At 41.7% G+C, this 24,255-nt stretch carries 22 protein-coding genes; 15 read left to right on the forward strand and 7 right to left on the reverse strand.

The annotated features are described in order from the left end of the window. Window positions 1–245 precede the first annotated feature (245 nt). Both TY49_RS21040 and TY49_RS21045 read right to left on the reverse strand, forming a co-directional pair. Entirely contained in the window at window positions 246–950 is a 705-nt protein-coding gene (locus tag TY49_RS21040; RefSeq protein ID WP_052442260.1) for a sialate O-acetylesterase, read from the reverse strand. Window positions 951–979: 29 nt separating this feature from the next. Beyond that, the gene (locus TY49_RS21045) at window positions 980–1,876 is read right to left on the reverse strand and encodes a 2-hydroxy-3-oxopropionate reductase (RefSeq protein WP_041967857.1); all 897 of its coding nucleotides are present in this window, start codon (window positions 1,874–1,876) and stop codon (window positions 980–982) included. A gap of 240 nt (window positions 1,877–2,116) precedes the next feature. On the opposite strand from TY49_RS21045, the gene rpiB reads away from it, so the two are divergent. Continuing rightward, a complete protein-coding gene (gene rpiB / locus TY49_RS21050; protein WP_041967858.1) occupies window positions 2,117–2,599 on the forward strand; it encodes a ribose 5-phosphate isomerase B in 483 nt (160 codons plus the stop codon). Window positions 2,600–2,754: 155 nt separating this feature from the next. On the opposite strand, the gene TY49_RS21055 is transcribed toward rpiB, so the two are convergent. Continuing rightward, entirely contained in the window at window positions 2,755–3,531 is a 777-nt protein-coding gene (locus TY49_RS21055) for a DeoR/GlpR family DNA-binding transcription regulator (RefSeq protein ID WP_041967859.1), read from the reverse strand. Between the two features lie 249 nt (window positions 3,532–3,780). On the opposite strand from TY49_RS21055, the gene TY49_RS21060 reads away from it, so the two are divergent. From TY49_RS21060 to TY49_RS21100, 9 genes are all read left to right on the forward strand, one after another. Then, entirely contained in the window at window positions 3,781–4,596 is an 816-nt protein-coding gene (locus tag TY49_RS21060) for a sugar phosphate isomerase/epimerase family protein (protein WP_052442261.1), read from the forward strand. Window positions 4,597–4,651: 55 nt separating this feature from the next. Beyond that, window positions 4,652–5,653: a dihydroxyacetone kinase subunit DhaK gene (locus tag TY49_RS21065; protein WP_041967860.1), complete on the forward strand. Its 1,002-nt coding sequence runs from the start codon at window positions 4,652–4,654 to the stop codon at window positions 5,651–5,653. 18 nt (window positions 5,654–5,671) lie between these two features. Beyond that, complete coding sequence (gene dhaL / locus TY49_RS21070) at window positions 5,672–6,322, forward strand: dihydroxyacetone kinase subunit DhaL (RefSeq protein ID WP_041967861.1); 651 nt, start codon at window positions 5,672–5,674, stop codon at window positions 6,320–6,322. 81 nt (window positions 6,323–6,403) lie between these two features. After that, entirely contained in the window at window positions 6,404–7,993 is a 1,590-nt protein-coding gene (locus TY49_RS21075) for a glycoside hydrolase family 43 protein (RefSeq protein WP_041967862.1), read from the forward strand. Between the two features lie 27 nt (window positions 7,994–8,020). Continuing rightward, window positions 8,021–9,319 (forward strand): extracellular solute-binding protein, encoded by a 1,299-nt coding sequence (locus tag TY49_RS21080; protein ID WP_041967863.1) that lies wholly within the window; start codon window positions 8,021–8,023, stop codon window positions 9,317–9,319. Window positions 9,320–9,460: 141 nt separating this feature from the next. After that, window positions 9,461–10,405, forward strand: coding sequence for a carbohydrate ABC transporter permease (locus TY49_RS21085; RefSeq protein WP_041967864.1), 945 nt, complete (start codon window positions 9,461–9,463; stop codon window positions 10,403–10,405). After that, window positions 10,402–11,232, forward strand: coding sequence for a carbohydrate ABC transporter permease (locus tag TY49_RS21090; protein ID WP_041967865.1), 831 nt, complete (start codon window positions 10,402–10,404; stop codon window positions 11,230–11,232). Before TY49_RS21085 ends, TY49_RS21090 begins: the two co-directional genes overlap by 4 nt. A 179-nt stretch (window positions 11,233–11,411) precedes the next feature. Next, a complete protein-coding gene (locus tag TY49_RS21095; protein WP_369390578.1) occupies window positions 11,412–12,404 on the forward strand; it encodes a Gfo/Idh/MocA family protein in 993 nt (330 codons plus the stop codon). 152 nt (window positions 12,405–12,556) lie between these two features. Then, window positions 12,557–13,537 carry a glycoside hydrolase family 43 protein gene (locus TY49_RS21100; protein WP_232310496.1) on the forward strand — a complete coding sequence of 327 codons (981 nt, stop codon included), beginning with the start codon at window positions 12,557–12,559 and terminating at the stop codon, window positions 13,535–13,537. Between the two features lie 56 nt (window positions 13,538–13,593). Here the strand turns inward: TY49_RS21100 and TY49_RS21105 are convergent, their stop codons facing one another. Further along, window positions 13,594–14,748, reverse strand: a complete 1,155-nt coding sequence (locus TY49_RS21105; protein ID WP_041967867.1) for an ROK family transcriptional regulator — start codon at window positions 14,746–14,748, stop codon at window positions 13,594–13,596. A gap of 317 nt (window positions 14,749–15,065) precedes the next feature. Between TY49_RS21105 and xylA the strand changes: the two genes are divergently transcribed. The 5 genes from xylA to TY49_RS21130 all read left to right on the forward strand — a co-directional run bounded on the left by xylA (window position 15,066) and on the right by TY49_RS21130 (window position 20,925). Next, window positions 15,066–16,397: a xylose isomerase gene (gene xylA, locus TY49_RS21110; protein ID WP_041967868.1), complete on the forward strand. Its 1,332-nt coding sequence runs from the start codon at window positions 15,066–15,068 to the stop codon at window positions 16,395–16,397. A 101-nt stretch (window positions 16,398–16,498) separates the two neighbouring features. Beyond that, entirely contained in the window at window positions 16,499–17,998 is a 1,500-nt protein-coding gene (xylB, locus tag TY49_RS21115; RefSeq protein WP_041967869.1) for a xylulokinase, read from the forward strand. A gap of 62 nt (window positions 17,999–18,060) precedes the next feature. After that, window positions 18,061–19,095, forward strand: a complete 1,035-nt coding sequence (locus TY49_RS21120) for an aldose epimerase family protein (RefSeq protein WP_041967870.1) — start codon at window positions 18,061–18,063, stop codon at window positions 19,093–19,095. 12 nt (window positions 19,096–19,107) lie between these two features. Continuing rightward, window positions 19,108–20,091, forward strand: coding sequence for an aldo/keto reductase (locus tag TY49_RS21125; RefSeq protein ID WP_041967871.1), 984 nt, complete (start codon window positions 19,108–19,110; stop codon window positions 20,089–20,091). Between the two features lie 210 nt (window positions 20,092–20,301). Continuing rightward, window positions 20,302–20,925, forward strand: a complete 624-nt coding sequence (locus tag TY49_RS21130) for a YesL family protein (protein ID WP_041967872.1) — start codon at window positions 20,302–20,304, stop codon at window positions 20,923–20,925. A gap of 107 nt (window positions 20,926–21,032) precedes the next feature. On the opposite strand, the gene TY49_RS21135 is transcribed toward TY49_RS21130, so the two are convergent. The 3 genes from TY49_RS21135 to TY49_RS21145 form a co-directional block, all read right to left on the reverse strand. Continuing rightward, window positions 21,033–21,929: a carbohydrate ABC transporter permease gene (locus tag TY49_RS21135; RefSeq protein WP_084135570.1), complete on the reverse strand. Its 897-nt coding sequence runs from the start codon at window positions 21,927–21,929 to the stop codon at window positions 21,033–21,035. A 15-nt stretch (window positions 21,930–21,944) separates the two neighbouring features. Beyond that, entirely contained in the window at window positions 21,945–22,823 is an 879-nt protein-coding gene (locus TY49_RS21140; RefSeq protein ID WP_041967873.1) for a carbohydrate ABC transporter permease, read from the reverse strand. 74 nt (window positions 22,824–22,897) lie between these two features. After that, window positions 22,898–24,199 (reverse strand): extracellular solute-binding protein, encoded by a 1,302-nt coding sequence (locus TY49_RS21145; RefSeq protein ID WP_041967874.1) that lies wholly within the window; start codon window positions 24,197–24,199, stop codon window positions 22,898–22,900. Window positions 24,200–24,255 lie beyond the last annotated feature (56 nt).

The following is a 24,255-nucleotide window of genomic DNA, read 5'->3' on the forward strand; positions in this document are numbered from 1 at the left end:
AATGCCTTTTTAAGTAGGGTTAAGCAGGATGTTCATCCCTTTTGTTAGAGGGATTCTGGACTATACCTCCAATTGTAAGACACACATATAACAATTGGAGGTGCATTTTGTTTGCAAGTAATGTTTTTACAGGCCTAGTCTCGTCTTCTATAAACAAAATCATTAATAGTGGAATACAAAAACTGTCTATGTCCGTCTTGAACAATAGCTTTACCTTTATTTGAAACTGAGTAGAGTCTTTCTGTCTAATCTAATGAAACTCCTAGTCTCTGGCTGGCGATTTCCCAAACATGAGCAAACCGACTTCCGAACTCACGCAGTGAACAGGAGTCGAAATGAAGGAAATCTCCTTTATGGGTTAAGCCTGTTGATGGCACGAATGAAAAGAGACTATGAGTATTCGTGATTTCCTTTAGAACATCGTTTATCGTTTCATAATAGGTACATTCCTCATATTGCTGTAAAAATTCTCCTAACTCCCCAAGGATGATTGGTGTCTTGGATATTCCTAAGTCTTCTTGTAAGGAATCAATAAAGACCAGGAATCTGTTCCTATAAGTCTGTGCTGAAGCCAACTGATCTGAGTCAGTTTCTCCCTGGTGCCATAGGATTCCTTTTAAATTGCTGCTTTTTAAAGCTTGACTTGCTTGCTCTAGTGCATTTACATAAAGCGTTTCGCCTTTTTGCCATTGGGATAAAGAACTGCCGCCAACCGCGCAGGGAATTAGTCCGATTGGTTTATGGTACTTCTTTTGCAAAGCGTCGGCAAAGCTCATGCCTAAACCAATCCCTGCCAACCCCAAAGGATCCGTATGTAAAGGTTCTTTCGCTGTGGCCCATTCACCGTCTCGAAACATATAAATCTCGTTATTGTCAATTGGTTCAACGTCGCCTATTTGGCCTCTGCCTGCCATATTGGATTGTCCAATTAAAAGGAAGGAATTTAACATCTCATTCATCCTCCACTTCCATTAACGAATTAAAGGTTATTGCTCTTTGGAATCTGGTGATTGGCCATTTTTTCAAAAAAGTCAATGATATGGGAATGGTCCTTTGTTGCGTTGCCATTCGCAACCTGAGAGCTGAAAATTTCACGAACCTGAGTGGTTAAAGGTAGTGGAACGCCTAATGAATTTGCAGTTTCCTTCACATTATTTAAATCTTTGAAGTTAATTTCAATCCTGCCGCCTGGCTCAAAATCCCTTGCAATAATTTTTGGCATTTTAGCATCCATTACTGCACTGCCAGCCAACCCTCCACGAATGGCTTGATATAACCTTTCCATGTCAATGCCAGCCTTGCTTGCAAAAACAGCTGCCTCAGATAAAGCTGCTAGATGGATGCTCACCATGATTTGATTCGCCAGCTTCGCAATAGACCCAGCACCGCTTCCGCCAACGTAGACAACATTCTTACCCATACATTGGAATACAGGTAATGCGCTATTGAAGACTGCCTCATCACCGCCAACCATGATTGAAAGTGTTCCTTCAATTGCCATGGGTTCACCGCCGCTAACAGGTGCATCAAGAAATGAAATTCCATACTCTTTAAGCCCCTTTGCAAAGGATTGGGAATCATCTGAGGATACGGAGCTCATATCGATGACAATCGTGTTTGGTTTTGCGCTTGCGGCTACGCCTTCTTCGGAAAACAGCACTTGCTGAACGTGTTTTGCAGCTGGAAGCATGGTGAAGATGACATCCGATTTTTCAGAAACTTGTTTTACAGAATCGCAGCCATGACCTCCAGCCTTCTCCAATTCCTGGATTACCTCATTGTTTAAATCGTAAAGATACGTTTCGAACCCTTTATGAATGATGTTTTTAGCCATTGGCTTTCCCATGATACCTAATCCGATAAAACCTACTTTCATAATTATTCCTCCAATTATCATATTTTAATTTTATTTTAGTTCAAATTTTTCGAGTTGTACATAAAATGATAAAAATAAAAATGAAAAATGAAATGTAATGAAAGGAAAAAGAGGTTTTGTATAGTTGTTTAATAATATTTTTAGTTATAAATGAAAATAAATGAAGGTTTTCTTGAATAAAACGAAAATATATAATAATATTGCTTTGTAAACGATAATCAAGTGAAAGGGGTAAACGTTTTGCGAATAGGTATTGGAAGTGATCACAATGGATATGAATTTAAAGAGGAGATTAAAAGATTCATAGAAAATACTGAACATGTGTTAGTGGATTATGGATGCGATTCAAAGGATCCGATTGATTATCCTGACATTGCATTTGAGGTAGCTAATGCTATCATTGATGGCAAGATTGACCGGGGAATCTTGATTTGTGGGACTGGGATTGGAGTAGCAATTGCGGCAGGGAAGTACCCTGGTATCCGAGCAGCGCTGACTCATGATACATATTCCGCAGAAAGAGCTCAGCTAAGCAACAATGCTCAAATTATTACTATGGGTGCTCAAATTATTGGAGTCGAAGTTGGAAAGAAAGTCGTGGAAGCTTTCCTGAAATCTCATTGGACAGGGGGATCCGAAAGGAAAGTCAGTAAAATTATCGAAAAGGAACAATCCTTTTTAGGTCAATTAGAAAAGGACGCTACAGGGAATCGTTGTAATTGATAATAAAGGGAGCGTGGGATAACTAAGACAAACCTTCATCGATTACTAAAGGTGAAGGAAAACTACTTCATGCTCCCCTAATTAAATGATTCTCTATAGGCAATTGGGAAATATATGCTTCTGCTAAAAGTGACTGTGAATTTTTGGACTTCTTATTAATAGGAAGTTACGATTATTTGAATGTCTTTCATTGATGGGTGGCTCATGAGATCCTCATTTAATTCCATATCCGTAATAATGGTGTGGATTTGGTGGGCTTTTGCAAAGACTGCACTTGAGTTAAATCCTATTTTTGTATGGTCAATCAATGCAATGACCATCTTGGCCTTATTCACCATTTCTCGCTTCAACTGAACCTCATATAAATTAAAATCGCTTAATCCTGTTTCAGGAGTGAATCCATTAGCCGATGTGAACATAATATCGATATTTAACTGATCAAGAATACTGGAACCCATTATTCCTTCGATGGAAGAGGAACCCTTTGTCATCATTCCGCCTATTAGGATGACTGTAATATTCGGGTTTTCATTTAATTCCATGGCCGTTTTCACGCTACTAGTTACTACAGTAAGGCGGATGTGCTTATCTTTTAGGAATTCGGCAAATGCAAGAGCAGTTGAGCTTGCATCTAATAAAATGCATTGTTCTTTTTCGATAAAACTAAAAGCTTTTTCTGCGATTAATAATTTTTCTTTCTGATTTTTTTTGACTCTGGCAGAAAAACTGGTTTCATTTCCTTTTAAATCATTAAGAATAGCGCCACCGTGTGTCCTGGTCAGATGTCCTTCTTTCTCCATCTTATTAAGATCGGATCGCAAGGTAGCTTCCGAAACTCCAAGACTGGCTGCGAGCTCCTGCACGGTCATACGCTGTCTCTCATTTAGTAATTCTAGTATTTTGTTTCTTCTTTCGGTAACAAACATTTTCATAAATTTCTCCATCCTTTTACTTTAGGGATACCCAGTTAAATATTAAGTGATTTAATGATTGTTATCAACCATTATGAATAAAATTATTATTTTTTGTTTTCATTTTTTATTGAAAGTTATCGAACTCTTTTCAACTTTAGAAAAAGGTTGACTGAATGATAGTAAATGATTAAAATCATAAATAAGTACTTGAATATTAAAAATATTGAAAGCGTGTTCAATTCACTGATTGTAGGGAGGAGAATAGCGATGGGCATTAAATTTGGATGCCAGGGATCCACTTGGATGCTGGATTATGATATCGAAGCAGATATGCTGGATAAAATTATGGATGATATTAAAAATGGTGGTTTCAAAGGCCTTGATATGCAAGTTACCCTGCTGGGGAGATACAGGGAAGAACCTGAACGGCTTAAAGGGGAATTGGAAAAGAGAGGCCTGGAATTAGCTGCCTTAACCCTGCCGATGGCTTTTGAAGGGGGAAGGGAATCTGGGGAAGAAAGAGAAAAAGCTGACTACTACATAAATTTCCTGAAACATTTTCCAGGTGCCATTATGAATGTCCCTTCCAGGGTTGGACCCAACCGAGATAATTTAGTGCAAAGGCAAAAAGAAATTATCCAGGGTATGAACGAGCTGGGAAAGCGTGCCTATGAAAATGGCATTACCACCTCTATGCATCCTATTTCATATAAAACTTCCTATTGGAGATTTGAGGAAGACTATAAAGTGCTGTTGGAAGGACTGAATCCCAAGTATATGGGATACACTCCGGATGTTGGCCATATCACATTTGGTGGTATGGATGCTGTGGAAATTTTTAAGGAATATCTTCCGCTCATTAAACACGTGCACTTCAAGGATGCATCAAATAATTGCGAGTGGAGGAAAATGGGTGAAGGTGATATTGACTTTGCAGGCTGTGTAAGAGTTCTAAAAGATGGAGGATATAAGGGCTGGATTATGGTGGAAGAAGAAACCCCGGAAGCTCAGTTAAAAACAACAGAAACTATTGCCGAAATAGGGAAGTTTGTAAGAAAAGAATTGTACCCGATTTTAGAATAAACCTAATAGATTTTCAGTTTTAGAGTCAGAGTTTTATTAGGAAGGAGCAGTTCAAGTGAAAAAGCTGATTAACAATCCGACTTACGTAGTCGAAGAAATGCTAGATGGGTTTCTTAAAGCTCATTCCAACTACATAAGAGTCCTGCCTGAAAATGATCGTGCATTAGTCACTTCCAGGACTACCCGTGAAGGTAAGGTTGGTGTACTAATCGGAGGGGGTTCAGGCCATGAACCGGGTTTTTTGGGATATGTTGGGGACGGCATGGCGGACGGTGTAGCGGTTGGTAACATTTTCGCATCGCCTCCGCCAGCACCCATACTCGAAGTCACCAAGGCAATCGATAAGGGGGCCGGTGTCGTTTACTTGTACGGCAACTATGCAGGTGACGTTATGAACTTCGGTATGGCAGCCGAGCTCGCAGAAATGGAAGGCATAAAAGTAGAAATGGTTTTAGGTTCTGATGATGTTGCTTCCGCTCCAAAGGAAGAAAAACATCGCCGTCGCGGGATTGCGGGGGAATTGTTTGTATTCAAAACGGCCGGTGCAGCAGCTGATCTTGGATACAGCCTTGAAGAGGTTGCAAGGATTGCGAGGAAAACTAATGATCATACGCGTTCAATGGGTGTTGGATTGACTCCGTGTTCCTTGCCTCAAACAGGCAAGCCTAGTTTTGAAATAGGCGATGATGAAATGGAAATCGGCCTGGGTCATCACGGAGAACCGGGAATAAGGAAGGCAAAGCTGCAACAAGCTGATGTTGTAACAGATGAACTCGTGGCAGCAATACTGGAGGATATCCCTCTTAATGAAGGTGAAGAGGTAGCTGTTCTTGTGAATGGCTTAGGCTCCACTCCTCGTATGGAACTTTACATTATGTTTAGAAGAGCAGAGCAAATTTTAAGAGAAAAAGGCATTAAAATCTATCGTTCCTACGTTGGTGATTATATTACATCACTCGAAATGGGCGGATGTTCAATTACAATTACAAAACTGGACAACGAATTGAAAACGTTGCTGGACCACCCGGCAGATTGTCCGATGTTCGTTCAAAAGTAAGGAGGATTTAAAGGGGAAATGCATATTACAACAGCAGATTTTATTGATTATTTTAAATCAGTGACCGAAATGATTGAAAAAGAAAAAGACTACCTTTGTGAGCTTGACCGTAAATTAGGTGATGGCGACCATGGTGTAACAATGTCAATTGGCTGGCAGGCAGTCAATCAAAAGCTGAACAATGAGCTAGCAAACGAGAGTGACTGTGGTAAGGTCAGTTCAACCATCGGGATGACTTTCCTTAATGCGGTAGGTTCTTCAGTGGGCCCTCTGTATGCAACAGGTTTCCTTAGAGGGGGGAAAGTAGCTTCTCAAAAGTCAGAACTGACAGACCGAGATCTTGAAGAATATTGGATTGCCTTCATTAACGGGGTTAAGGAAAGAGGGCAAGCTAAAGTCGGCGATAAGACGATGATTGATACATTGGAACCAGCACTGATTGTCTTGCAAGCTAACGCGGGAGGCACCCGGAATTTTGCAGAAGTGTTTAGCGAGGCGGTAATTGAAGCTGAAAAAGGAATGAAATCTACAACGAACCTGATTTCAAAAATTGGCCGCTCAAGCCGTCTTGGTGAAAGGTCCCTCGGTGTGCAAGATCCGGGAGCTACATCAGCTTATCTGATTTTGGCTGCTTTTCTGGATTTTATTAAAATCAAAACTTTAGCATAAATGGATTTCTGAATTTATTTTAAAGTTGGGATAGTCTGGTCCTTGGGCCGTTTTAATCAAATTTAAAAAGGGTGGTTGTCAATGAGTCAAATAATGAATCCAGTATTGCCCGGATTTAATCCAGACCCTTCAATTTTAAGAGTAGGTGATGATTACTATATTGCGACGTCCACTTTTGAATGGTTTCCCGGTGTACAGCTTTTCCATTCAAAGGACATGATAAATTGGAGGCAGCTGCCGCATCCATTAACTCGCACCTCTCAACTGGATATGGTAGGCAACCCAGATTCAGGAGGCATTTGGGCACCCTGCCTTACGTATGATAATGGTTTGTTCTATCTTCTTTACACAGATGTAAAAACAAGGAGAGGGGCTTACCGGGATACCCATAACTATCTAACCGTTTCGGAAAATATCGAGGGCCCATGGTCCGAACCTATTTACATTAATAGCAGCGGTTTTGATCCATCACTTTTTCATGATGACGACGGCAGGAAGTGGATTTCTAATAGGCTTTACGATCATCGGAAAGGTAAAAGTCCGGTCGGCGGTATTGTCCTGCAAGAGTTTTCACTTGAACAAAAGAAAATGGTCGGTCCGATTCATAATATTTTTAAAGGAACAGAGCTGGAGTTTACAGAGGCTTCCCATATTTATAAAAAGAGTGGATACTACTATCTTATGACCGCGGAAGGCGGCACTGGATACAATCATGCAGTGACAATGGCCCGTTCTACATCATTATTTGGCCCGTACGAAGTAGATCCGCAGAATCCAATGTTAACTGCCAAACCCAAAAATGAGCTGCAAAAAGCAGGACATGCCTGCCTGGTCGAAACACAACACGGCGAATGGTATATTGCACACTTAGTGGGAAGACCGGTTGCGGATCAAAAATGCATATTAGGACGTGAAACCGCAATCCAGAAGTGCTATTGGTCAGAGGATGGCTGGTTAAGGATTGAGGGAGGAGGCAACGAACCTAAAAAGATTGTACCTGCTCCGAGTAAACTGGAACCCTTTCTTTTCGAAAATGAGGATACGCATGACCACTTTGTTTATCCAACATACAAACTATATTGGAGTTCACTTCGCAGACCTTTTTCGGAGGAATGGATTTCATTGACGGAGCGACCTGGTTATCTGCGTTTAATTGGCGGTGAATCCCTGAGTTCACGGCACCGTCAAAGCTTGATAGCTAGAAGGCTTGAAAACTTCCATGCTGAAGTTGAGACTTCGATTGAATTTGAGCCGGAAAACTTCCAGCAAATGGCCGGATTGATTCTCTATTATGATACAGAGGATTACGTATATCTACGTGTAACTCAAGAAGAAGAAAAAGGGAAATGCTTGGGAATCATCCAATCGAAATATGGGAAATACGATGAGCTACTCAGTGAAGACAACAAGTTGCAGGACAAGGGTGCATGCAAGCTTAAAGCAGAAATCAAAGAAAACTGGGTTCAATTCTATTATTCTGAAAAACAAGGTGAATGGAAAAAAGTTGGGAACCCAATCGATTTCAGCCACCTTTCGGATGAGGGCCAGGAGGTATTGAGGTTTACCGGGACATTCGTTGGTCTGGCTGCACAGGATTTAAGCGGGCAAAAAAAGTTTGCAGACTTTGACTATTTTGACTATAGGGAAATTCAAGCTAACGAGCAAAAATAATAGGAAATCGGAAAGGGTGGGGGAATTATGAAGAAATTTAAAGTTTTGATGGCTTTGGTTATGGCAGTAGTGGTATCTTTGCTAGCCGCTTGCGGAGATGAAAAGACGTCTTCAGAAGGGGAGTCATCTAAGGAGTCAGGAGAAAAAGTAACACTTAACCTATGGCACTTTGACCCGGGGACAAGGGAACAAGTTTACCTGAAGGCAATTGAGCGTTTTGAAAAAGAACATCCAAATGTAACGGTAAAGCCACTTTTGATACCTAATGATAAATACAAGCAGCGTCTAGTTGTTGCAATGGCTGGCAAAAACGCACCTGATGTTTTTGCGACATGGGGTGGAGGCTATCTGCAAGAATTTGCGGATTCCGGAAAACTTGTAGACCTGACAAATGAAGATATTGATTATTCAAGATTTGTAGATGTTGCATTGAAGAATTCCACTTATGATGACAAAGTTTATGGGCTGCCATTGGGGATTGCAACGTATCAGTTCTTCTATAACAAGGAAATTTTTAAAAATAACGGAATTGAAGTTCCGAAGACTTACAATGAATTCCTTGCCGCAGCAGAAACTTTGAAGAAAGCCGATGTTTATCCAATTGCGCTGGCAAACCAGCCGCAATGGCCAGGAGCTTTTTACCTGATGTATTTAGCTGACCGCATTGGGGGGGAAGAAGTATTCCAAAAGGCTTACAACCGGGATGGCGGAAGCTTCGCAGACGAGGCTTATGTTAAAGCTGGAGAAATGATTCAGGATTTGGTTGATCGGGACGCATTTAACCCAGGATTTAACGGCCTTCCATATGATGCAGGATCAGCGCGTCAAATGATGTATACCAACAAAGCAGCAATGATGCTTATGACTTCAGGTTTTGTTAACAACGTCCGCGATGAATTCCCTGAGTTTGAAGATAAAATGGGTGTGTTCCAGTTCCCGGCATTAGAAGATGGAAAAGGAGACCCAACAAATATCAGCGCTGGTGTTTCTCCGGTGTGGTCTATCTCTAAAAGCAGCAAACAGCAAGAACTTGCACTTGAACTGATCAACGAATTGACAAGCGTCGAAACAGGAACGGATTATGCAGATATGTCTGGAACTCCTGTTGCCATTAAAGGGGTTGAGCCGAAGGATGAATACGTAAAAACATTCACTAACTGGATCAACGATGCGAATTCCATTCAGTTCCCGTATGACCAAACATTGTCACCAGAGCTTGCACAGCTTCATAAAGAAACAACATTCAAATTGTTCGGCAAAACCATGACTCCTCAAGAAGCTGCAGATGCGATGGAGAAGAAGGCTGCGGAACTAGAGAAAAAATAAACAAACAATAATGTGAGAAGGCTAGATTCCTAGCCTTTCTCCGGTTTATCTTTAAGGCACTTTTAAAGGATGCTGTATACTTCTGCACCGCGATCTCCTTTAATAGTGGCCTCAATAAAGACATCAGGAGGGGGGATACCCATGAAAGCTGCAGCGGAAGTAAGTAAATTACCTATAATTGACATAACAACAGTCAAAAGAAAAGAAAAAAGGAAACAAACGCTGGCCATTCTATCGTTTATGTTTCTGGCATTGTTCGTATACACTCTCTTTATCCTCTATCCCATCCTTTCCACTTTTATATACAGTTTTCATGAATGGAATGGTATAGAAGCAGAAAAAGCGTTTGTTGGTTTTGCGAATTATTCGGAGCTATTCTCCGATCCTACTTTTTGGCAATCCTTGAAAAATAATTTCTATCTTGTTGGTGTTTCTGTGTTTGTTCAGATTCCGCTCGGACTGATGATGGCGTTGGTCTTAAACAGCAAAATTAAAGGACAAAGACTCCTTAGTGTCATCTTCTTCCTTCCATATCTCATGTCGACGGTTGCAGTAGGTTTGTTATGGGTCTTCATGTTCGACCCAACTAACGGCCCTATTAACATGGCGTTGAATGCAATCGGAGTGGAATCAATCAACTGGCTTGCAGAAAGTCCTTCTGCATTGATTGCAATTTTGATTGTTATGGCATGGCAATTTGCACCTTTTTATATGATTCTATTTAAGGCAGCATTAGTAGGTATTCCTGAGGAACTTTATGAAGCAGCCGGAATGGATGGAGCGAATGACATTCAAAAGTTCTTCTATGTGACGCTCCCTTCGTTAATACCAATGCTGATCAGTTCTTCTGTTCTAGCGGTTGTCGGTTCCCTTAAGACGTTTGACCTTTTCTATGTCATGTCCGGAAGCGGGGCAGGAACCTCGACATCCATCCTGGGTACATTCATGTACGAAGAGACCTTTGTTAATTTCAGGATGGGTTATGGAAGTACAATAGCCGCAATGATGTTCGTTATAGCATTAATCAGCGTAGTCATTATCCAGGTTATAGATTCAATCCAGAAAAGAAAAAGGGGTATATCATGAGGCCATTAGAACTTACAAAAACTTCATTGCTATATGTCCTGGCAGCAATCATCGCATTATTTGCAGGCTATCCGTTCGTTTACATGATAAGCACATCATTTAAAAGCATGAACGAGTTTTTTACCAACCCGTTCTCAGTATTACCTGGTTCATTTACTTTAGAACAGTATACTTCTGTTTTTGACATGGGCTTAAACAGCTATTTCCTAAATAGCATAATCATTACTGTGTTATCAGTTACATTGGTTGTTCTTATAGCAGCGCTTGCGAGTTACCCACTGAGCAGGCTTAAATTCCGCCTGAACAAATCAATTTTCACTCTGTTCATCATCGGTATGATGGTGCCAATCCATGCTACTTTGATTCCAATCTTTGTCATGACCAACGATCTCGGCTTCTATGATAAATTACTCGCGCTCCTTGGGCCGTACGTTGCGTTTGCCTTGCCAATCTCCGTTTTCATCTTCACTCAATTCATGAGCGAAATACCGGCAGAGCTTGAAGAAGCGGCAAAGGTTGATGGCGCGGGACATTGGATCATCTTTTCGAAGGTTATTTTTCCTAATATTAAGCCTGCGATTTCCACAGTCGTTATCTATAACTTTGTTCATATTTGGAACGAATTTATCTTCGCATTGATTTTAATACAAAGTCCGGAAAAAATGACACTGCCAATCGGTCTTCAAAAGTTCTATGGGGAGTTCTCAGTCAATATACCTGGTCTGATGTCGGCTCTTGTTCTCGCAAGTGTACCGGTAATTATTACATTCGTATTGGCTCAAGAAAAAATTGAAAAAGGTTTGCTTGGCGGTTCTGTTAAGGGATAATACCTTTGTTTTTTAGAAGGTATTAGAGAGAGTAATTTAATAGCAGCTATATTAGCGCCTGTGTCAAAAGGAAGATATATTTTTTCCTTTTGACACAGGCGCTTTTGGCTCACCCTGAAAAAGTAAAACAAAAAATACATTGTAATTCATGGAAGAATAATAATTGGAGGTATTTTGTGGTGAAAAAAATCAAATGGGGAATTTTAAGTACCGCTAACATTGCCCAAACACAAGTCATTCCTGCGATTCAAAGATCGGCTTTAGCAGAGGTTGGTGCGATTGCTAGCTCTAGTGGCAAAGCGGCAGAGGTGGCGGCGAAGCTGAATATTCCAAGAGTATATGATACATACGAAGAGCTTCTGCTTGACCCGAAAATCGATGCTGTCTATATTCCTCTGCCTAACAGCCTTCACCGTAAATGGGTTCTCGAAGCAGCCAAACATGGTAAGCACATTCTATGTGAAAAGCCGGCTGCTTTAGCAGCTGAGGAAATGATCGAAATGGACAGGCACTGCAAGAAAGAGAATGTTTTATTTATGGAAGCTTTTATGTATCAATTTCATCCTCAGCATGACCGTGTCAAGGAGATCATCGCGTCTGGAGAAATTGGCGAGGTAAAACTGATGCGAAGCAGCTTCTCTTTTTACATGGAGGACCGTGAGACGAACATCCGCATGGATAAAAGCTTGGGCGGGGGCAGCATTTATGATGTTGGCTGTTATTGTATCCATAGCATGCGGCATATTTTAGGAGCTGAACCTGTGAAAGTTCATGCACATGGTAATCTCGATCCAGATACAGGTGTGGATGTTTCGGCTGTGGCTTATCTGGAATTTGACAGGGGGATGATTCAGGGAGTTTTTGATTGCAGCTTTGAGGCATCCTTCAGACAGGAATATGAGGTAGTAGGAACAAAAGGAAGGATTTTCGTACCCCGCGCTTTCCGTCCGGACGTGAACGGCGATGTTGGACTGGTTACGGTTGAATCGAACGGCCAGCAACGGACTGAGCTGGTGGAGGGGGATATTTATTTACTCGAGGTAGATCATCTTTCCGAAGCGATTCTTGAAAAGAAACCCCTAATCTATCCGGCGGAAAAGACCATCCAAAATATGCGTGTCATTAATGCCTGCTATTCCTCTTTAGAACAGAAAGAAGAAGTTACAATATAAGAGTTTCAATCGAAAGCTGGAAGTTGCTCACAGACTTTGGGACAAGAGAACTGTCCCTATGTCCCGAAAAGTTAGTTTAATCGGTATACAAAGGGGATAGATTTCGTTTATAATTTAAAATAGATCATAATATGAACATGGAGGTTATCAGTGTGAAAAATTCTAGGCAGAATGACCCTTTGGTTACGCATATTTTTACGGCAGATCCTTCCGCGCATGTTTTTGAAGGGAAGCTTTATATTTATCCTTCGCATGACCTTGATCATGATGAGCCTTCGAATGATAATGGTGACCAGTATAAAATGGAGGATTACCACGTCCTTTCGATGGAAGATGCCGATGCTCCATGTATCGACCACGGGGAAGTGCTTCATCTGAAAGACATCCCTTGGGCAAGCAAGCAGCTATGGGCCCCGGATGCTGCTTATAAAAACAACAAATATTATTTATTTTTCCCTGCAAGAGATCAAGATGGGATCTTCAGAATCGGTGTGGCGACAAGCGAAAGTCCTGCGGGCCCTTTCAAACCTGAGCCAAATTATATTCCTGGCAGCTTCAGCATTGACCCAGCGGTGTTAGTTGAAGATGACAAAGCTTATGTTTATTTTGGCGGCCTCTGGGGAGGACAGCTAGAAAAGTGGCAGACAGGCGAGTTCATTTCTGATGCTGAAGGCCCGGCACCGACAGAACCTGCTTTAGGACCAATCGTTGCTGAATTAACCGATGATATGCTGAACTTCAAAGGGGAACCACAGGAAATCTCCATCATTGATGAAGAGGGCAATCCGATTCTTGCAGGTGACGAAGACCGCAGATATTTTGAGGGACCATGGGTTCATAAGTACAATGGTCTTTATTATCTTTCTTATTCTACCGGCACGACTCATAAAATAGTTTACGCTGTCAGTGAGAATCCACAGGGGCCATTTGTATATAAAGGCACGATTCTTACACCTGTCAGCGGCTGGACAACCCATCATTCGATTGTTCAATTCAAAGATAAGTGGTATTTGTTCTATCATGACTGCTCGATGTCCGGCGGCGTGAACCATAAACGTTCTGTGAAGTTTACGGAATTAAAATATAATGAAGATGGAACGATTCAAACGATCGATCCTTATGGCGATAAATAAATTTTAGCAAAGTTAAACCCGATTCAAAGGCTGAATCGGGTTTTTGCTTTTTAAAATTATGCTTCTCCTGCTTTGATAAAATGGTCAACGACAAAAGCAGAAACACCTAAAGCAGTTGAATATTTTCCAAGCTTCGAAAAGTGGAGTTGCATCTCCTTTTGGTGGTATGCAAGTGTATGATTTTCAATCGTTGTAAGGATCGGCTCCTCAATCCATTCTCTGATTGATGCTAAACGGTTTCCGATGATCACCTGGTCAGGATTGAAGGTATTGATGATGTTATTGATTCCGAATCCTAAGTACTGTCCAATCTTTTCAAAAAGCTCGATGGCGGATTTCTCTCCGTTTTTAGCCTGCTGGATCAAGGATTCCAATGAGTCAATATTTTCTTCGGCCATTTCAAGCAGGGCGTTTTCAGAGGCATATGCCTCCCAGCACCCTCTGCTGCCACAGTTACAGCGTTTGCCGTTCAATTCTATAATCATATGGCCCATTTCACCTGAAAATCCACTTTTCCCCTGGTACAGCTCTTTGTTTAAAATAATTCCGACACCAATACCGATTCCCGCACTGACATAAAGGATATTTTGATAGTCCTGGCCTGCGCCAAATTGCTGCTCGCCGACAGCTCCGGCATTTGCTTCATTTTCGATGATGATAGGCACGTTAAAGATTCTTTCCAGGTCCTCTTTTAATTGGATGTTAGTCCAGCCTAAATTTGGAGCAAGCAGGACTGATCCCTCTTTGTTCACAATTCCAGGGACACCTACTCCGATTCCGACAATGCCATATCTGCTTTTAGGCATCTCATCTATCAGAGATTGAATCATTGTTTGGACAGTGCTGATGATGGCAGAATAGGAGGTCCGGTTCACATTTTGGCTTTTCTCAACAATAATCTTCCCTTTTAAATCCGTTAACACTGCCAGGACATAGTTGACGCCGATATCAACACCGATCGCATAGCCAGTATTCCTGTTGAAATGGAGAATGACCGGTCGCCGGCCGCCGCTTGAGATCCCCGGGCCGGATTCATAAATCAGTTCATCCTCTAATAATTCAGTGACTAAAGACGAAACGGTCGTCTTATTCAAGCCTGTTACATTGGCAATGTCTGCTCTAGAAATTGTCTCTTTTTCAATGATCAAACTCAGGACAAGTGCTTTATTATTTTTCTTTACAACATGCTGATTCCACGTTAAGGTTCCCACTTATTTATAGCTCCTTATTCAATAGTAATTTTATTTTATCATAATCTTAGTTTGCCAAACATACAAACTTCGGGGGATAGGTTAAAAATCGTAGTAGATAAAACCTATGTTTAAGTGCGAGGTATGAACTAGTAATGGTTTGGTCTATACTATGTCTTAAAATTTCTTCACAATATCTTAGTTTATCAGATAGACAAACTAAGTTTCGGGTGCTATAATTTGAGGTGTAGCAGGTTAGAAGATATTTTTCAAAAACGACCTTTTGTAAGCATTTACATTAATGATTTTTAAAACAGAAACCAGGGAGGAATTACGGCATGGCTTATTTTGAATCAGTGAACAAAATCCAATTTGAAGGTCCACGCTCCAACAATCCTTTTGCATTTAAATATTATAATCCGGAAGAAAAAATCAATGGGAAGACAATGGAGGAAATCCTTCGTTTTTCAGTTGCTTACTGGCATACATTCACAGCTGATGGCACAGATCCATTTGGTGTGGGAACTGCGATTCGTTCATGGGACCGTTACCAGGGCATGGATCTGGCAAAGGCACGTGTTGAGGCCGCGTTTGAACTTTTTGAGAAATTGAATGTTCCTTTCTTTGCTTTTCACGATGTGGACATCGCTCCAGAAGGAAGCACTTTAAAAGAAACAAACGAAAACCAGGACGAAATTGTTTCCATGGTTAAAGAATACATGAAAACAAGCAAGACGAAATTGCTCTGGAACACGGCTAATATGTTCACGAATCCAAGATATACTCATGGTGCAGCGACTTCTCCAAATGCGGATGTTTTTGCATACTCTGCAGCAAAGGTGAAAAAAGGCCTTGAAGTAGCGAAAGAACTTGGAGCACAAAACTATGTATTCTGGGGCGGCCGTGAAGGCTATGAAACACTGCTGAATACAGACATGAAACTTGAGCAGGACAACCTTGCCCGTTTCTTCCATATGGCAGTCGATTATTCAAAAGAAATTGGCTTGAATGTTCCATTTCTGATTGAGCCAAAACCGAAAGAGCCTACTAAACACCAATATGACTTTGATGTTGCTACTGGTCTAGGATTCTTGCAAAAATACGATCTGACAGACTACTTCAAGTTTAATATTGAAGCGAACCACGCTACACTTGCCGGCCATACTTTTGAACATGAACTAAGAACAGCACGAATTAATGGAATGCTTGGATCAGTAGATGCCAACCAGGGTGATACACTGCTTGGCTGGGATACAGATGAATTCCCAACAGATTTGTATACAAACACACTGGCAATGTATGAAATCCTGAAAAACGGCGGCTTGGGAAGCGGCGGCTTGAACTTCGATGCTAAAGTAAGAAGAGGTTCTTTCGAGCCAGAAGATCTTTTCCACGCACACATTGCAGGAATGGATGCATTTGCAATCGGCCTGAAAGTTGCAAACAAATTAATTGAAGATAAGGTTCTTGATAGCTTCATTGAAGAACGCTACAGCAGCTATACAACTGGAATCGGCTTGAAAATTGCAGAAGGTAAAACAAACTTCCATGAACTTGAAGAATATGCACATCAATTAACCGAGATTAAAAATCAATCTGGCAGAACAGAACGCTTAAAAGCACTGATCAATCAATACTTACTAGAAACACTTTCAAGTGTAAGAGTGTAAAACATAAACATTGGGGTTGTCTAAATAACGAAGTGCTAAATCCTCGAAATGAGGACCAGCCTGGTTAGACAGCCCCATTTTCATAGAATAGGAGGATCTTGATGAAATACGTCATCGGTGTGGACCTTGGTACAAGTGCCGTTAAAATACTGCTGGTCAATCAAAATGGAGAAGTGTGCAGGGAAGTTTCTAAATCCTATCCCCTTATCATTGAGAAGTCTGGTTACAGTGAGCAGAACCCTGAGGAATGGGTTGAGAAAACCACTGAGGGCCTTGCTGAACTATTAGAGCAATTTGATGGTGATGCCAATGAAATTGAAGGCATCAGTTTTTCCGGGCAAATGCATGGACTTGTCTTATTGGATGAAAACCATCAGGTATTAAGGAATGCGATTTTATGGAATGATACGAGAACTACTAAGCAATGTGAGGAAATTTATAGTGTTGTTGGCAAGGAGAGACTGTTAGAGGTAACGAAGAATCCTGCATTGGAAGGATTCACATTGCCAAAGATCCTCTGGGTAAAAGAAAATGAGCCGCAACTATTTGAACGTGCCCGCACTTTTTTGCTGCCTAAGGATTATTTGCGTTATCGTATTACCAAGAAGATTCAGATGGAATACTCGGATGCTGCCGGGACTTTGTTGTTGAACGTGGCTGAGCGTCAATGGAGCCATGAAATCCTCGATGCATTTGGTCTTTCTCCTGAGTTTTGTCCGCCATTGGTGGAATCCCATGAATTCGTTGGCACCGTTACGGCTGGGTTTGCGGAGGCAACAGGATTAACGGAAGGAACAAAAGTGTTTGCTGGCGGTGCAGATAATGCCTGCGGTGCGATTGGCTCCGGGATTTTATCGGAAGGAAAAAGCCTATGCAGCATCGGAACCTCTGGTGTAGTTCTTTCTTATGAAGAAAGAAATGACCTCGATTTTGCAGGTAAGGTTCATTATTTTAACCATGGGGAAGAGAATGCTTACTACACAATGGGTGTGACACTGGCAGCAGGTTACAGCTTAAGCTGGTTCAAGGATACTTTTGCAAAAGAGGAAGCGTTTGACCAGTTTTTAGCGGGAGTGGATGAAGTATCAGCCGGCAGCAACGGGCTGTTATTTACTCCTTATATCGTCGGGGAGAGAACACCGCATGCCAACTCAGCGATCCGCGGCAGCTTTATTGGCATTGATGCTTCACATGAACGGAAGCATTTTGCACGCGCGGTACTTGAGGGAATCACTTTCTCATTGAATGAATCCATTGAGATCTTCAGAAGCAGCGGAAAGACGATTGATTCCATCATCTCCATCGGCGGCGGAGCCAAAAACGAAACATGGCTGCAAATGCAGGCAGACATCTTCAATGCGAAGATTGAAAAGCTGGCAAGTGAACAGGGACCTGGAATGGGAGCGGCAATGCTTGCTGCATATGGCTGCGGCTGGTTCCCTTCACTGAAGGATTGCGCAAAAGCTTTCATTCAAGTCTCTAAAACCTATGAGCCAATTCCGGAAAATGTTGAACAATATAAGAAGCTCTTTTTGATTTATCAGGATGTTTACACACAGACCAAGACGCTTAATGACCAGTTAAGAGAATTCAGGAGATAATCTTGATTTACATTCCCCACTTAATGTGGGGCTTTCTTTTAATGAAAGAGAGGAGGATCTGCATGGAAGTTTTGAAAGAGAGGTTTGGCCAAATTGGCAGCCAGCCTGTGCATTCATTTACTTTGAGAAATGACCATGGCATGGAAGTGACGGCCATTAATTATGGCTGCATTATCACCAAAATGAATGTTCCCGATCGAGATGGGGAATTTGAAAATATTGTTCTCGGCCATGACACACTTGATGAATATCATAAAGACCCTTACTTCCTCGGTGCTGTTGTAGGGAGGGTGGCAGGACGACTCAAAGGCGGCAGTTTTGAACTGGATGGTAAGAATTTTACTTTGGCTAAAAACGATAACACCAGCCATCTCCATGGCGGATTGAAGGGCTTTGACAAGGTATTATGGGATGCGAAGGTCATTGACGACGGTGTTCTGTTTTCCTATTTAAGCAGGGACGGCGAGGAAGGCTATCCTGGAAATCTGTACATAGAAGTAACTTACAGACTGAATAACGACAATGAATTATCGATCCAGTATCGGGCGCAAACGGACCAAAAAACGCTGCTTACTGTCACCAACCACTCTTATTTTAACTTGAGCGGCAATATGAAACGGGACGTTCTGAACCATTCCTTACAGCTTAAAAGTTCGCGATTTCTTGAACTTGACGAGGAATTCCTGCCGACCGGCAGTTTTTTGGATGTCAAAGATACGCCATTTGATTTTACAAAAGGTGGTATGGTAAAAGCGGGGGCTGAATCGAATCACTCCCAAAATGTTCTCGTAGGAAATGGATATGACCATCCGTTTATATTGGATGTGAATCATGATCATGAGATTGTTCTGAAGGACCCTGAAAGCGGGCGTACCCTGACGGTGGAAACGGATGAACCTGCTGTTGTTGTGTACTCGGGGAACTCCCTAAAGGCAGAAGGAGACTTCAGAGGTGTTCCTTCCAGAAAGCATTTGGGAATATGTCTGGAAACACAAGCCTTTCCTGATAGCATCCATCACCCACATTTTCCATCAATGGTTCTGGACAAAGGGGAGATGTACTCGTCTATCACAAAGTATAAATTTGGATTGGAATAAGGAGATGACGAAATGAATTACCGTGAATTAGGAAATACCGGGATCAAGATCAGTGAAGTGAGCTTTGGGACATGGGCAATCGGCGGGTCATGGGGAAAGACCAATGATGCAGAAGCGTTAAGGTCTCTGGAGTACGCGATCGACCAGGGTGTCAATTTCTTCGATACAGCCGATGTTTATGGTGACGGCCATAGTGAAGAATTGTTAGCGAAGGCCACCAAAGGTAAGGAAGACCAGATTCATATCGCAACAAAATTCTGCCGCAAGGGTGACATATTTGATCCGAAGAACTACAGCTATGAAACAGTCAGGTCTTATTGTGAAGATAGTCTTCGCCGTTTAAACAGGGAAGCAATTGATTTGTATCAGATCCATTGTCCGGCTACAGAGATTTTGAAGGATGGCAGTGTGTTTGAAGTACTTGACCGCCTTCAGGAAGAGGGTAAAATCCGTCACTATGGAGTCAGTGTCGAAACGGTGGAAGAAGGGCTGATCAGTCTCGAGAACCCAAATGTCAAAAGCCTGCAGATCATTTTTAATATGTTCCGCCAAAAGCCGCTCGAAACATTGATCCCTCAGGCCTATCAAAAAGGGGTAGGACTGCTGGTGAGACTGCCGCTTGCAAGCGGGCTGCTGACTGGTAAATTCACAACTGGGCATGTATTTGAAGAAGATGACCACCGCCGCTTCAATGAAAATGGAGAAGCGTTTAATGTCGGAGAAACATTTGCCGGCCTTGGGTTCAAGAAGGGTGTTGAACTGGCCGACCAGCTGAAGTGGATTGCAGAAGAACGACAATCGATGCCAAGTGCAGCACTGCGCTGGATACTCGATCAAAAAGAGATTACCTGCATCATTCCTGGCTTTAAGAACATTGATCAAGTTAAGGATAATCTCGGAGCATTGGAAACAAAGCCATTCACAGAAGAAGAACTTCAGAACATCCAGCGTTTTTATCAGGAGAATGTAAAGGATTTTATTAGAGGGCCTTACTAATCATTGAAGTATTGAAGCACAAATATAAATTTTGTGCTTTCTTTTTTGATTCTGGGCGGTGGACGCTTACTCAAACTGTTTTATAATGATAGGAAGAGGGTTAATTCGCATAATTTAGCCCTCTTTCCTTAAGTTGTTGTTACCGTCTGTCGGTGTGCTGACAAGAAATATAAAAGGATTACATGTCAAGGGTTTGGATGGAGGGGTTTGATGAATACATTGGCAAACCGAGCTTTTGCAGCTACGGAATGGATTTCGAAATTTGCCTATATAAATCTTTTATGGATTGGGTTTTCACTGGCGGGGCTTATTGTCCTAGGTTTCTTCCCAGCGACGATTGCGATGTTCACGATCATTCGCAAATGGCTGAAAGGGGAAACGGAAATCCCGATTTTTCGGACCTTTTGGACAACCTGGAGATCGGAGTTGTTCCGCAGCAATGGATTAGGATTGCTCGTAGCCGCAGTCGTTGGGTTGATTGTTTTTAACCTGGTCTTCGTGGAAAGGTCAGGAAACGGTTTTACAAGTCTCATTCAAATTCCTATCTATCTGTTCATGTTTGCTGCCATCATGACTATACTCTATCTCTTCCCGGTATATGTCCATTTTGAGTTAAAGTGGTTCCAGATTGTTAAAAACTCATTCCTGATGATGCTGATCAGCCCAATTGAAAATATCGTGATGATCGCAGGAATCGTCGCAGTACTATTCGTAGTAAAATTTATTCCTGCATTAGGCTTCTTCTTCGGCGGCAGTCTCATAGCAGCCATCATTATGTCCGCCGCCTATCTCGGTTTCGGCAAGATGGACAGAAAAAAAAGTGTATTTGAATAAAAACTATTAATCTTGAAGGGGACCCAGTGACAACCATTGGGTTCTCTTTTTTAGCAATAAAAAAAGACAGATATCAAAAGTTTCCTTTTGTATCTGTCTTTTCCGTATCAACCTTTAACAGATCCAGCTGCCATACCCTCGACAATCTTGTCACTCAAGAACAAGAAGGCTAAAAGAATTGGTACAATGCTGATGACTAGAGTTGCTCCGATTGCGCCCCAGTCTGTTAGATATTGTCCTACGAAGTTATTGATCCCAACCGTCAGTGTCTTCCAGTTGTCTGAACTGATGAAGGTGTTAACAAACACGAACTCATTCCAGTTGTAGATCATATTGATGATTGCGGTTGTTGATAGAACAGGTACGGTCATCGGCAGGGTAATCCTGAAGAAAATCCTGTGGACCGAGCAGCCATCCATTACCGCAGCTTCTTCAATCTCCCGCGGAAAGGTTCGATAAAAACCTAATAGAATCATAATCGTTAAAGGCAGATTGAATGCTGTATACGATAAAACAATCGATACAGGGCTATCAATTAAGTTCGCACTGTTATACATATTAAACAAAGGTATGATGGTGGAGTGCAATGGAATCATATAAGCGACTAAGAATAATCCCAGAACTAGGCCGCTAAGTTTCCAGCTCATACGAGTAACTGCAAATGTCACGAAGCTCGCAAGGATGATCGTAAGGGCAACAGATAAAACGGTGATCCATACACTATTGAAGAAATAGACCCCGATATTGCCTGATGTCCAGGCCTTTGTATAATTGCCCCATTGCGGGTCTTGCGGCAACGAGAAAGGTGACATCCCGAATACTTCCTGATTCGTTTTTAATGAAAAGAACAACAGCCATATCAATGGGTAAATTTGAATGACAGCAAATAACCCTAATATTAGATAAAGAAATCCAAATCCGATTTTGTTCAAGTAAGATTTCTTTGTTTTATGGGGCGCGGAAAGGGTCGTTGCTGCTGATGATTGTGTACTAACCTCACTCATGAGTGTTTCACTCCCTTAAAATTGAACATCGTCTTTAGATTTCGTCAGTTTCGAAATTAACCAGGTCATAAAGAGTGCGATCACTAATAGTCCAAACCCGATGGCACTTCCATAACCGAAATTATTCAATTTAAATGCTTCTTTGTACATATAGGAAGCCATTACTTCGCTGGCTCCGTTAGGTCCTCCGCCGGTCATAACATAAATCAAGTCAAAATATTTCAGTGAACCCACTACTGCCAGCATGATGGTTACTTTAAAAATTCCAGATATCAGGGGCAGTTTTATTTTATAGGCAATCTGCAATGAGCTTGCTCCATCAATTTTTGCTGCTTCGATGATTTCATCTGGTACGTTCTTTAATGCAGCATAATAAATAAGAATGTAAAATCCTGCAAACTGCCAGATAACCGGGATGAAAATCGCATATAGCGCAATATCGGGGTCTGCCAGCCAAATTGGTGTATTTTCTACACCGAACATTTCAAGTAATTTATTGGCCATACCGTTGGTTGGATCGAAAATCTTCATCCAAAGCTGGGCGATTGCGACTGAGGATAATAGCATTGGAATTAGATAAATCTTCCTTAATAGATCCGAGCCTTTGATTTTACTGGCTAGAACCAGGGAAATGGCCAGGTACAGCAGCAAGCTCGCTGTAGAGAAAATGGCTAAAAGAAAAGAATGATAGGTACTTGTCCAGAACAATTTATCTTGAATGAGGGTGATGTAGTTATCCAGCCCAATAAACGTCATCTCACCGATTCCATCCCAGTCCATGAAACCGTAATAGCCTGATAACACAATGGGAATATAGATAAGGGTGAGGATGAGAAGTAGTGCTGGAAGCGTATAAAGGGCGATTACGTATTTATTCGACATAACATTTTTCATGGTTGTCAGCCGCCTTCCTTTCTATAAAGAAGAGGGCATATTCATCAGCAATATGCCCTCTTTCCAAGCAAGTATTATTTCTCAGCAGCGAGTGCTTCTTCTTGCGTTTTTGCAAACTCTTCAGGAGTTGTTTGTCCGCCGAATAATGCTTGAATCTGGTTCAAGTGAACATCAGCTACGCCGGCAGACATTTGAACATCTGCATATAGAGTAAGGTTCGTCGCGTTTCCTAAATCATTCAGGATGTCGATATACATTGGGTGAAGCTCGCTATTCGATGTATCAACGACTGTAGCAGGAATGACTCCAGCATCAACAACAGAACGCTTGCCCCATTCTTCAACCAGGTAGGAGACGAATTCTTTCGCTTCATCTTTTACTTTTGATTGTTCAGATACAAACAGTCCAACACCAGGTCCGCCTACATAGCTGTCAATATCGCCTTTTCCGCCTTCATAGGTAGGGAACTTGAAGTATCCAACTTTATCCTTGAATTCCTGAGAGACATCAGGAGTTGTTGTATAGTTTGGAAGCTCCCAGGTAGCCATTAAGTACATAGCAGCCTGTTCATTCATAAAGTATCCTTTTGCTTCATCATTTGAAAGTCCGTTATAACCTTTGACGAATGCGCCCATCTTGACAAGCTTATCAATTTCTTCAGCTGCCTGGACAAGAGCTGGATCTTCAAAGCTTCCAGAACGGTTGATTGCATTGTTTAGTGCTTCAGGTCCGCCAATGCGGTCAGCAAGGTACATATACCACATGGATCCAGTCCAGCGGTCTTTGTTTCCTAAAGTGATCGGAGTAACCTTGTTATCAGCAAGTGTTTCTACGACGTTCAGGAATTCGTCATATGTCTTTGGAGCTTCTAGGCTATACTTCTCAAAAATTTCTTTATTGTAATAAACTGGGGTGATGTTTAATTCAAGAGGTACAGCGTATGGCTTTTCGTCAACTGAGAAAGCATCCAGCGTACCAGCAACGAAATTGTCTTCTTTAGCAATATCATCTAATGGAGCAAACATTTTTCCATCAACGAAAGGCTTCATATATCCTGCTGCCCAGGTGATCCCTACGTCAGGCAGTTCATTTGAAGCGGAAAGTACCTTTACTTTCTCTTTGTACTGCTCATTGCCTAGAATTTCAGTCTGGATATCCACATCTGGGTTTTCTTTTTCATAAGCAGTGATAATATCATCAACGATTGTGTACTGTGCATTTGAACTGCCTTCTGGCCATAAATGCATCATCTTCACGACAGTTTTGTCCCCGCTGGACGATTCGCCATTAGAACCAGTAGATGAGGAACAGCCTCCAAGAATCAGTCCGCCGGCTAATGCCAAAGTCATTACCGAGGAAAACGCTTTCTTTTTCATTAATCCAAAACCCCCCTAAATGTTTGTTTATCTATGCCTTACATTTAAAGTCTAAC

This window comes from Mesobacillus selenatarsenatis SF-1 (assembly GCF_000813125.1).
Lineage (GTDB): Bacteria > Bacillota > Bacilli > Bacillales > Cytobacillaceae > Mesobacillus > Mesobacillus selenatarsenatis.